This is a genomic window from Streptomyces coryli, assembly GCF_011044975.1.
In the GTDB taxonomy this organism is placed as follows: domain Bacteria; phylum Actinomycetota; class Actinomycetes; order Streptomycetales; family Streptomycetaceae; genus Streptomyces; species Streptomyces coryli.
This window is the reverse complement of record NZ_JAAKZV010000278.1, coordinates 1-9,740: the sequence shown is the minus strand read 5'-3', so window position 1 is coordinate 9,740 and position 9,740 is coordinate 1. Positions and strand designations below refer to the sequence as shown.

Annotated in this window: 9 protein-coding genes; 3 read left to right on the top strand and 6 right to left on the bottom strand. The window is 73.2% G+C overall.

Annotation, left to right across the window (positions count from 1 at the left end; all coding sequences use genetic code 11):
* The 5 genes from G5C51_RS36090 to G5C51_RS36070 form a co-directional block, all read right to left on the bottom strand.
* Nucleotides 1-2,101: DEAD/DEAH box helicase family protein (locus G5C51_RS36090; protein WP_165244096.1), on the bottom strand; the 2,101-nt coding region annotated here is incomplete at its 3' end.
* Nucleotides 2,102-2,138: 37 nt separating this feature from the next.
* Nucleotides 2,139-3,590, bottom strand: a complete 1,452-nt coding sequence (locus G5C51_RS36085) for an NCS2 family permease (RefSeq protein WP_165244095.1) — start codon at nucleotides 3,588-3,590, stop codon at nucleotides 2,139-2,141.
* A gap of 92 nt (nucleotides 3,591-3,682) precedes the next feature.
* Nucleotides 3,683-4,273, bottom strand: coding sequence for a TIGR03086 family metal-binding protein (locus G5C51_RS36080; RefSeq protein WP_165244093.1), 591 nt, complete (start codon nucleotides 4,271-4,273; stop codon nucleotides 3,683-3,685).
* 81 nt (nucleotides 4,274-4,354) lie between these two features.
* On the bottom strand, nucleotides 4,355-5,548 hold the full coding sequence (locus tag G5C51_RS36075; RefSeq protein WP_165244091.1) for a hypothetical protein: 1,194 nt from the start codon (nucleotides 5,546-5,548) through the stop codon (nucleotides 4,355-4,357).
* Between the two features lie 41 nt (nucleotides 5,549-5,589).
* On the bottom strand, nucleotides 5,590-6,531 hold the full coding sequence (locus tag G5C51_RS36070) for a 5-dehydro-4-deoxyglucarate dehydratase (RefSeq protein WP_165244089.1): 942 nt from the start codon (nucleotides 6,529-6,531) through the stop codon (nucleotides 5,590-5,592).
* A 125-nt stretch (nucleotides 6,532-6,656) separates the two neighbouring features.
* Here G5C51_RS36070 and G5C51_RS36065 point away from each other — a divergent pair, with 125 nt between their 5' ends.
* A complete protein-coding gene (locus G5C51_RS36065) occupies nucleotides 6,657-7,472 on the top strand; it encodes an NAD-dependent epimerase/dehydratase family protein (protein WP_165244087.1) in 816 nt (271 codons plus the stop codon).
* Nucleotides 7,473-7,501: 29 nt separating this feature from the next.
* On the opposite strand, the gene G5C51_RS36060 is transcribed toward G5C51_RS36065, so the two are convergent.
* Nucleotides 7,502-8,074 carry a TetR/AcrR family transcriptional regulator gene (locus G5C51_RS36060; RefSeq protein WP_165244100.1) on the bottom strand — a complete coding sequence of 191 codons (573 nt, stop codon included), beginning with the start codon at nucleotides 8,072-8,074 and terminating at the stop codon, nucleotides 7,502-7,504.
* An 84-nt stretch (nucleotides 8,075-8,158) separates the two neighbouring features.
* Between G5C51_RS36060 and G5C51_RS36055 the strand changes: the two genes are divergently transcribed.
* Nucleotides 8,159-9,184 (top strand): DMT family transporter, encoded by a 1,026-nt coding sequence (locus tag G5C51_RS36055; protein WP_165244083.1) that lies wholly within the window; start codon nucleotides 8,159-8,161, stop codon nucleotides 9,182-9,184.
* A gap of 16 nt (nucleotides 9,185-9,200) precedes the next feature.
* Nucleotides 9,201-9,740, top strand: a 540-nt coding sequence (locus G5C51_RS36050; protein WP_165244098.1) for a TerD family protein, incomplete at its 3' end; no start/stop codon positions are given.

The window sequence follows — 9,740 nt, the reverse complement described above, 5'->3', positions numbered from 1 at the left end:
CCCCGGGCGGTACGGGCGCACCCGCGACAGCCCCGCCGACCGCCGCAGGCCCGCGCCGCACCCCGCCACCCGCGACCCGCACCGTATGCACCAGCCGGTCGTCGTACGGCTCCCCCACCCGCCACAGCTCGCGCACCCGCGGGCGCTCCTCGGCCCGGCGCAGCATCACCGCGTTGAAGCGGTCGAACTCCCCCTCCTCCGGCGGCGCATACGGCGACAGCCCGGCATGCACATGCGCGACACCCGCCATCACCTCCCCCGCGTCCGTGATCCCGAAGTAGCCCTCGTGTTTACGGACGAAGCGCTCGAAGTCCGCCGCTCCCTTCGGATGCCCCGCCGCCACGCACACCACCGACCACGTGTGCGCGGTCTTCTCCGGCCATGCCGGATCCGTCCGCAGCGCCCGCCCCCGCGTCTGCACGACGGCCGTCGCGGTCGTCGCCTCGGTGAGATCCACCAGCGTGTTCACGCCGCGGGCGTCCCACCCCTCCCCCAGCATCGCCCGGGTGCCGATCAGCACCCGCGCGCCGCCCTCCTCGAAGAAGCGCGTCACCAGCGGCACCCACCGCCGGCTCTGCCAGCCGCCGGTCCCGGTGAGCTCCACCAGCCCGTCGCCCGCCACCGGATCCAGCCGCAGCCCCGGCTCCCGCGCCACGCAGAACTCCGCCAGCGCCTTCGCCGTCCGCGCCGACGCGGCGACCGTACGGCCCGTCACCAGCACCGGCTCCAGGGCCGCCGTGCGCTCGTCGGCCAGCAGCTCGGCGAGCACCAGCCGCGCCGCGCCCGCCTGTTCGTCGAGTACGCCGGTCAGCCGGGCCGGCAGGGTGGCGGTGGCGCGCTCGTAGTCGCAGAGGACCACCGCCCGCAGCCGGTCGCCCAGCGCCGCGTGCTCGGCGCCCAGGATCTCCCGCACCGCCCGCGTCTTGGCCGCGCTGCGCGCCAGCACCCGGTCGACGGGCGACCTCCCGCCCCGCACCCCGCGCGCGGTGAGCGCGTAGCCGACGGCGGGCAGCGCGGCGCGGATCGCCTCGACAGCGGCCGCGTCACCCGCCGCCCCGCTGCGCCGCAGACACCGCATCACATAGTCGTCGAGCAGGCACACCCAGTCCGCCGCCCCCGGCGCGTGCCGGTGCTCCTCCCGCACCCGCGCGCCCTCGGGCAGCGCGAGCAGCCCGGCGTGGTGGAAGCGCAGAGCCGCGGCGGCCAGTTCGGGATGCTCGCGCTCGAAGCGCGGCCACGGCATCGCGGGCCGGTCGGAGCCGGCCCGCCGCCGCGCCACCACCCGCTCGTCCAGCCACTCCAGGAACGGCACCGACGCGAAGCCCGGATCGAGCAGATCGGTCGTCAGCTCCGTGAACCGCTCCGCCTCCGCCGCCAGCCACTGCGCCTCCTCCGCGGTCGGCGCGGTCAGCCACGCCAGCTCCGCGAACGGCGCCAGGAACCCCTCCCGTACGGCCGCCGGAATCGAAGGGCCGGTCACGGCAGGCCCGAAGAGCTCGTCGACCAGCTCCGCCTCGGCGCGCGTCAGCCGCTCCGGCGGTGTCGCCGTAAGACCGATGACCGTCGCCTCCGGCAGCTCCCGCAGCAGCTCGGCGACCAGCTCGCCCCACGTGTCGAGCAGGTGGTGGCACTCGTCGAGCAGCAGCGTGAAGGCCCCGAGGCCGCGCATCGCCTCGACGACCTCGCGTCCCTGCGGTCGCAGCCGCTCGATGTGGGACCCGGCGGCGCCGCCCTCCTCGTCCACCTCCGCGTCCGGATCGAAGTTGGCCAGCGCCTGATACGTCAGCACATTCACCGCGTCCGCCAGCGCCCGCCCCGTACCGGCCGCGGGGGCGTTCTCGAAGCGCTGCGTCCACTCGCGCACCCACTGCCCCTGGATCGCGGTGTTCGGCCCGAGGACGACCACGGGCCGGCCGAGCCGCCGCGCCGCCTCGAGTCCGGCGAGGGTCTTCCCGGTGCCGGGCGGCAGCACCACCCAGGCGCGCCGCCGGCCGCCCGCGAAGACCCGCTCCAATTCCGCCAGCGCCTCGGTCTGATGCACCCGCAGCCCGTCCGGCGCCCGGACCCCCGTCATGGGCTCGGCGGCCCTGCTCCCCGTCATCAGGCCAAGGCTAGACGTTTCCGCCGACACCCAGCAGTCAGCTGACACCCAGCAGCTGCTCCACGGGGTCGATCGCGAAGTACACGACGAAGAACGCCGACGCGCCCCACAGCAGCCAGTGCACGTCCCGCGCCTTGCCGAGGACGGTCTTGATCAGGCAGTACGCGATGAAGCCCGCCCCGATCCCGTTCGTGATCGAGTACGTGAACGGCATCACGGCGATGGTCAGGAAGGCCGGGATGGCGATGTCGTAGCGGGTCCAGTCGATGTGCCGTACCTGCGCGATGAGCAGGAAGCCGACCGCGATCAGCGCGGGCGCCGCCGCCTGCGCGGGCACGATGGCGGCGAGCGGGGCGAAGAAGAGGGCGAGCGCGAAGAGGCCGCCGGTGACGACGTTCGCCAGGCCCGTACGGGCGCCTTCGCCGACGCCCGCCGCCGACTCGATATAGGCCGTATTCGAGGACGCGGAGGCGGCGCCGCCGGCGACTGCCGCCGCGCCGTCGATGAGCAGCACCCGGCCGAGGTTCGGCACCCGGCCCTGCTCGTCGAGCAGGCCTGCCTCGCTGCTGACGCCGACGACGGTGCCCATGGTGTCGAAGAAGTCGGAGAGGATGAGCGTGAAGACGATGAGGACCACGGTGATGGCGCCGACCTCGTCGAAGGCCCCGAAGAGGCTGAAGTTCCCCAGCAGCCCGAAGTCCGGGGTGTCCACGATGTCGTCGGGCCAGGACGGCACGGTCAGCCCCCACGCCGCGTTCTTGATGTCCGCGATCTCATTGATCACGATCGCGACGACGGTCATCGCGACGATGCTGATGAGAATGGCGCCGCGCACACCGCGCGCCAGCAGCGCGATGGTCAGCAGCACGCCCAGGCAGAAGACCAGCACCGGCCACCCTTCGAGCCGCCCACTGCCGCCGAGCTGCACCGGCACGGACCCGGTCTCGCCGGGGATCCGGGTGGCGAACCCGGCGTCGATGAAGCCGATGAACGCGATGAACATCCCGATCCCGACGCTGATCGCCTGCTTCATCGCCTGCGGGATGGCGTGCATGACGGCTTCCCGCAGCCCGGTGACCACCAGCAGGCATATGACGAGACCGTCCAGGACGACCAGACCCATCGCGTCGGGCCAGCTCATCTGCGGCGCGATCTGATACGCCACCACGGCGTTGAGCCCGAGCCCGGCCGCGATGGCCACCGGCAGATTGCCGCCGACGCCCATGGCGACCGTCATCACGGCGGCCACGAGGGCGGTGACGGTGACGAGTTGGGCGACGGAGAGGTGGTTGCCGTACTTGTCCTCGGCGCCGGCCAGGATGATCGGGTTGAGGACGAGGATGTACGCCATCGTGAAGAAGGTGGCGAAGCCGCCGCGTATCTCCCGGCCGGGAGTGGACCCCCGGGCGGTTATCCGGAAGAAGCGGTCGAGGGGGTTACGGCCACCCGTGGCGGGTGGCGGGACCTGGTCGGTCACCGGTCCTGGCATGGTGGTGCTCCTCAGCGGACGGGAACGTGCTGCATTGGCAGGGGGATTGTGCCCGCTGAGGCGCCCCTTCAGGTTTTGTTTGTGTTACGTGATCACGCCACCGGCTGCGGCGCCCAGTCCGGGCGCCGCCCGCTGAGGCCCACCGCCTGCTCGAGCGCGGGCGCTCCGGCCCGTACCGCCACGACAGGACCGAACGGGCCGCGCTCCGCCTCGTCCTTCCCGGCCTCCAGCAGCCGGAGCGAGGCGTCGAGGGCGCCGGGGTCGGGCGCGTAGTCCTGCCCGGTGGCGCGGGCGAGGTCCCAGCCGTGGATCACGATCTCGTTGCAGGCGACGAGGCCCGCCTCCGCCGCCGGGAAGGTGAAGCCGCCGGCCTGCGTCATGCCCTCCCACGCGCCGGGCTGCCGCCAGGCCGCGGCGAGTTCGGCCAGCCGTACGGGAAGTGCCTCGCGCCAGTCGGCGGGCAGCTCGGGGATGGCGGCGTTCGGGTCGGTGTTCGTGGTCGGCCCGAGGTCCTTCCGCCCGGCGTCCCGGAAGGCGACGCTCAGGTGGACCAGGTGGGCGAGCAACTCCCGGACGCTGTACTCCGGACACGGCGTCGGCCCGTCGAGCTGCTCGTCGGCCACCCCGGCGGCCACCTTCGCCACCACCTCGGCCTGCGCCCTCAGATCAACCTGCACGCTCATGTCACTACCTCCCGGTCCACGGTGATCGCCTACACCAATGCAGACCCGGCGGTGGACGAAAACTCATCGCTCCCCGGCGGACTATGCGCGCAGCGCGCTGCGTACCGCCGCCAGATCGCGCTCGGAAGCCAGCCCCGCGTGGTACAGCCGCAGCTCCGTCGCGCCCAGCGACCGTGCGTGCGCGGCATCCGCCGCCAGCGTCCCCGGGCTGCCGCCCATGCCCGCCACCACAGTGAAGTTCGCGGCGATCACGCTCGCCTCGCGGGCAGCCGCCGCGCACGGGCGGAGCACGCTCTCGCGGGCCTCCGCCCCGCCTCCGCACGGCAGCACCAGGCCGTCCGCCTCCCCGAGGATGTGGCCGGCGTCGACACCGGCGTTGGCCCCGCACCGGTGCGGCGCCGGATCCCCGTGCAGCAGCACCTGGAAGCCGGGCTCGGCGTGCACCCGGACGGCGTCTATCGCCGCTTCCTGCGTCTCCCGCGCGACCCGGAGCCGCCACGCGAGCGTCGCCCCGGCGAGGTCCGCGCCGAGCAGCTTCTCCACCTCGCCCCACTCGCCCGCCCGGTCCGCCTGCCCGGCCCCGGCCTCGCCGGCCCACACCGGCGCCAGCGCCCGCCGCACGGCGCCGCGCAGCTCCTCGGCGCCCACGCCGAGCGCCAGATAGCCCTCCGCGCACACCGGGCAGAAGCACAGCGACATCAGGTACTGCGCCGCCCCACCGAGCTCCACGCCGCCGATCTTGTCGTGCGCGTGCAGATGCGCCACCCCGTACCAGCCGAGGGACTCCAGCTCGCAACCGCCCGCCCCGGGCCGCACCGCCGCCTCGGCCGCCAGCTCCACGAGGTAGTCGCGGACCTCGGGCCTGGCTATGCAGGGGGCCCACGGATAGCGGTCGCCGTAGGCGTTGACCACGGAGGTGTCCGGATGCTCGGCACCCATCCGGGAGTTGTGCGCCAGCACCACCCACGTATGGACGTCCAGGCCCGCCGCCCGCAACGCCTCGGCCGCCGCGCCGAAGGGATCCTCGCCGTCGACCCAGTCCTGCCCGTACGGCCGCAGCCGCCGCCCCAGCCAGCGCGCCTCGTCCACGGGGTAGAGGACGGCGGCGTGCCGGGCGGTGACGATGCGGTGCCGCGGATGGCGCGGGGTGAGCGCGCGGGTGGAGTGGTACGCGGAGGCCAGCGTCACCTGGTCGACGCCCAGTTCGGCGATGCGCTCGGCGGCGGCCGGGTCACCGACGACGTCCCAGGGGTAGAGGAAGGCGGAGGTCTTCACGGGATCGGGGTCTCCTCAGTCAGCCGTGTCTCATCCGGCGCTCATCCGTCGACGAGCGCCATCCCGCGCTCGATCAGCGCGGCCAGCTCCTTCACATGCTCCGGCGCCGGCTCGGTGAGGGGTGGCCGCACCTCGCCGACGTCGAGTCCGCGCATGCGTACCCCGGCTTTCACGAGCGAAACCGCATAGCCCCGACCGCGGTTGCGCAGCTCGACGAATGGCCGATAGAAGCCGTCGAGGAGCCGCTCGCAGACCGCGTCGTCGCCCGCGACCAGGGAGCGGTGGAAGGCGAGCGCGATCTCGGGGGCGAAGGCGAAGACGGCGGAGGAGTAGAGGGTGATGCCGATGCCGCGGTACGCGAGGCCGGTGAGCTCCGCGGTCGGGAGGCCGTTGAAGTAGAGGAAGTCCCGGTCCTGGCCCGCCGTGCGCACCGCGCTGACGATCCGCTGCATCAGGTCGAGGTCGCCGAGGCCGTCCTTCAGGCCGATCACCTGTGGGTTGCGGGCGAGTTCGACGACGGAGGCGGGGGTGAAGACCACGTTGTCACGCTGGTAGACGATGACCGGCAGATCGGTCGCGGCGGTCACCGTCTCGTAGTGCCGGATCAGGCCCGCCTGCTCGGCCTGTACGAGATACGGCGGCATGGCCAGCAGCCCGTCCACGCCCGCCGCCGCGGCCAGTTGGGCGTAGCGTACGGCGAGCGCGGTGCCGTATCCGGCGCCCGCGAGCACCGGCAGGCCGCCGCGGGCGCCCTCCTCGACGGCGACCGTGAGGCAGTCGCTGAACTCCTCGGGGGTCAGCGCGTGATACTCCCCGGTCCCGCAGCAGGCGAAGACGGCCCCGGCGCCCGCCTCGACACCCGCCCGCACGTGGGCGCGGTACGCGTCTAGGTCCACCGCACCGCCGTCCGCGCCGAAGGCCGTGACCGGGAAGAAGAGGAGACCGTCGAGCCGGTCGGCGAGCGCGGGCGGGACTTGAGTCATCGGGGCTCCCTGCGATATCCCTAAGTACACGTTTCTGACTGTCGTCTATATTCGTGAACGCCCTCACGCTAGGCTAGCCCGCACACCCGGTCAAGCATCCGATCACCGTCGCCGAGGAGGCCCCAATGCCCGCTCCCCGCACCGCCCTTGTCACCGGAGCGGCAGGCGGCGTCGGCACGCTGATGCGCGACCGGCTGCCCGGTTACGGGTACGAGCTGCGGCTGTGCGACGTTAAGCCGGTGCCGGACGCGCCGGACGCGGTCACCGCGGATCTGGCGGACCCGGCGGCGGTACGGGAGGCGGTGCGCGGGGTCGACGCGATCCTGCACCTCGGCGGGATCTCGCTGGAGTCCGACTTCGACAGCGTGCTGCGGAGCAACTTCCAGGGCACGTACAACATTTACGAGGCGGCCCGCCGGGAAGGCGTCCGCCGTATCGTCTTCGCCTCCAGCAATCACGCGATCGGCTTCACCCCGACCCCGGCGTCCGGCTCGGCGGCGCTGCCCGCGGACACCCGACACCGCCCGGACACGTTCTACGGCCTCTCCAAGTGCTTCGGCGAGGACCTGGCGCAGCTCTACTGGGACAAGCACGGCATCGAAACCGTCTCGGTCCGCATCGGCTCCTGCTTCCCGGAGCCCTCCACGGTCCGCATGCTCTCCCTCTGGCTCAGCCCCGACGACGGCGCCCGCCTCTTCCACGCCGCCCTGACCGCGCCGGACGTGGGCCACACGGTGGTGTACGGCTCCTCCGCCAACACCCGGCTGTGGTGGGACCTGACGACGGCCCGCTCCCTCGGATACGAGCCGCGGGACGACTCGGAGCCGTGGGCGGCCAAGCTCGTAGCGGAGGAGGGCGAGCTGGACCCGGCGAATCCGGACCACGCCCACATGGGCGGGCCGTGGGTGAGCAACCCGCCGCGGTGGCCGACTGCGTCTTGAGCGTGCGAGCTACGCAGTGAGGGTGCGAGTTAGGTCGTGAGCGCGCGCGCCGCTGCCCCGCGGGCGACGGCGACCGCGTCGTCCACCACCGCGAGGCCGTTGAGCACGGTCGCGCCTTCGTGCAGGAGCAGCAGCTCGTCGGCGACCCCGCCGGGGTCCGCCACCCCGGCCTCCTCGCACAGGTCGCGCAGATAGCCGCGCAACCACCGCTTCTGGCCGTCGATCACCGCACGGCCCGGATGCGACGCGTCCGGCAGCTCCGCCGCGGCGTTCACGAAGCCGCAGCCGCGCGGGTTCTCCCGCCGCATCCACTCCCCCAGCGCGTCGAAGGTGGCGAGGACGCGCTCGGCCGGCGTGCCGCCGATGCGCTCGACCTCCGCGGGCAGCCAGGCGCGATAGCGCTGATCGCGCTCCGCCAGATACGCCGCGACCAGCGCCTCCTTCGATCCGAACCGGTCGTAGAGCGTCTTCTTCGTCACCCCGGCGTGCTTGGCGATGAGGTCGACGCCGACGGCGTTGATGCCCTGTCCGTAGAAGAGCTCCGCGGCGGCGTCGAGGATCTTCCGGGCCCCGGGGGTCACCGTGCTCTTCGCGGCCTGCATCCACTCCACCCACTTGCACTAAACAGATCGGTATACCTACCGTAGCAGTAAACCGATCTGTATACCTCTGTGGAGGGAGACCCCATGCCCGGCGCCACCGCCGGTTACGGCATCGCCGCCGGCCTCGTCGTCTTCTGGAGCTCCGGCTTCATCGGCGCCGAGCTCGGCACCCGCGAGGCCCCCGCCGACACCCTCCTGATGTGGCGCTTCATCGCCGCCACGGCCCTGCTCGGCGGCGTATGGCTGCTGATCCGCGTCCTGCGCGGCGGCCACGCGCGGCCCCGCATCACCCGCCGCGCCTTCACCGAACAGGCGGCCATCGGCACCCTCTCCCAGGGCGGCTACCTGGGCGCGATCGTCTGGTCGGTCGGCCTCGGCGTCCCGACCGGCACCGCCGCGCTGATCGCGGCACTGCAGCCGCTGGCCGCCGGAGCCCTGGCCGGCCGGCTGCTCGGCGAGACCGTGACCCGCCGCCAGTGGACGGGTTTGATCATCGGCCTCGTGGGCGTGGCCATGGTCGTACGGGATGACATGTCGGCCGCCGGCACCACCCCGGTCTGGGCGTACACGCTGCCCTTCGCCGGCATGGCGGCGCTGCTCGGCGCGAGCTTCCTCGAGCGCCGCGCCAAGGCCCCGCTGCCGGCCTTCGACGCCCTCCCGATCCACTGCCTGACCAGCGCCGCACTCTTCTCCGCGGTGGCCCTGACCGGCGGCCGCGGCGCACCCCCGTCCGGCGGCGCCTTCTGGGCGGCGGTGGCGTGGGTCGTGCTGCTCTCGACCGTCGGCGGCTACGGCTTCTACTGGCTGAGCCTGTCGCGCCGCGGCGTCACCCGCACCAGCGCGCTGATGTATCTGACGCCGCCGACGACGGCGGTGTGGGCGTACGCGATGTTCGGCGACACCCCGGGCCCGCTCGCCGTGGCCGGGATGGCGGTGTCGCTGGCCGGGGTGATCGCGGCGACGGCGGCCGGCGGCCGACGCCCACGGTCCGTACCGGTGCAACAGCATCCTCGGCAGCCGCAACCGGCCGAAACCGGACCGATCGGCTCCGCACCCGATCCGGCGGACCTGACCTCGGCAAAGGAACCGCAAAGCGGGACCGTTCGTTAGCCCGGACATGACTGCGATGACCCCTGGCTCGAACCTCCCGCTCAGCGCCGCGCGGGTGGCGGTCGACGTGACCGCCCCCGTCCGCCTGGACGTGTCCGGCCTCCTCGTCAGCGAGGCCGGCAAGGTCCGCTCGGACGACGACTTCATCTTCTTCAATCAGCCGTCGGGGCCGGGCGTGACCCATCAGTCGACCGGCGGGGCCGACACGATCACGGTGGACACCGCGGCCGTGCCCGCCGACATCGACAAGGTGGTGGTGACGGCGAGCCTGGACCAGCCGGGCGCCACGTTCGCGGGCACCGAGCCGAGCGCCACGATCCGCGACGCCGTCGCGGGCACCGTGATCGGCACCTTCACCCCGCCGCAGCTCGGCCCGGAGACGGCGCTGCTGGTCGTGGAGATCTATCGCCGCGGCGGCGCCTGGAAGGTGCGGGCGGTGGGCCAGGGGTACGCCAACGGCCTGGCCGGCATCGCCACGGACTTCGGCGTCAGCGTCGACGACCCGGGCCCGGCCCCGGCGCCGCAGCAGCAGCCCGCGCCGGCGGCTCCCCCCGCG

Coding starts and splice junctions, on each gene's coding strand:
- G5C51_RS36080 (WP_165244093.1), bottom strand. CDS start 4,273: ATGAGCGTGCAGGTTGATCTGAGGGCGCAGGCCGAGGTGGTGGCGAAG.
- G5C51_RS36085 (WP_165244095.1), bottom strand. CDS start 3,590: ATGCCAGGACCGGTGACCGACCAGGTCCCGCCACCCGCCACGGGTGGC.
- G5C51_RS36060 (WP_165244100.1), bottom strand. CDS start 8,074: ATGCAGGCCGCGAAGAGCACGGTGACCCCCGGGGCCCGGAAGATCCTC.
- G5C51_RS36055 (WP_165244083.1), top strand. CDS start 8,159: ATGCCCGGCGCCACCGCCGGTTACGGCATCGCCGCCGGCCTCGTCGTC.
- G5C51_RS36070 (WP_165244089.1), bottom strand. CDS start 6,531: ATGACTCAAGTCCCGCCCGCGCTCGCCGACCGGCTCGACGGTCTCCTC.
- G5C51_RS36065 (WP_165244087.1), top strand. CDS start 6,657: ATGCCCGCTCCCCGCACCGCCCTTGTCACCGGAGCGGCAGGCGGCGTC.